The organism is Azospirillum himalayense (assembly GCF_042657465.1).
In the GTDB taxonomy this organism is placed as follows: domain Bacteria; phylum Pseudomonadota; class Alphaproteobacteria; order Azospirillales; family Azospirillaceae; genus Azospirillum; species Azospirillum himalayense.
Genome location: NZ_JBHSLC010000116.1, coordinates 1 through 369, shown reverse-complemented (window position 1 = coordinate 369; position 369 = coordinate 1). Strand labels below are relative to the sequence as shown.

Sequence of the window (369 nt, the reverse complement as noted above, 5' to 3'; positions counted from 1 at the left end):
CACCGTCACCACCAACGCCGCGGCCACGCTGGGCGGGGCGACGACGGTGAACGCCGGGACGGCCACCTTCAACGGCACGGTGAACGGCGCCCAGGCGCTGGTCATCAACGGCAGCGGGGCCACACAGTTCAACGCGGCGGTGGGCGGCACGACGGCGCTGGCCAGCCTGACCACCAACGCGGGCGCCACGGTCAGTCTCCTCGACGTCACCACCACGGGCGCCCAGACCCACGGCGCCACCACGACGCTCAACGGCGCCTACAGTTCGACCAACAGCGCGATCACCTTCAACGGCGCGACGACGCTGGCCGGGACCACGGCGGTGGAGGCCGGCTACGGCACGATCACCTTCAACGGGACGGTGAACGG

At 71.5% G+C, this 369-nt stretch carries 1 protein-coding gene; it reads left to right on the top strand.

Going from position 1 to position 369, the window contains the following annotated elements; translation table 11 throughout:
• Positions 1 to 369 (top strand): hypothetical protein (locus ACFPMG_RS31680; RefSeq protein WP_376999776.1); only part of this gene is annotated, 369 nt, incomplete at both ends.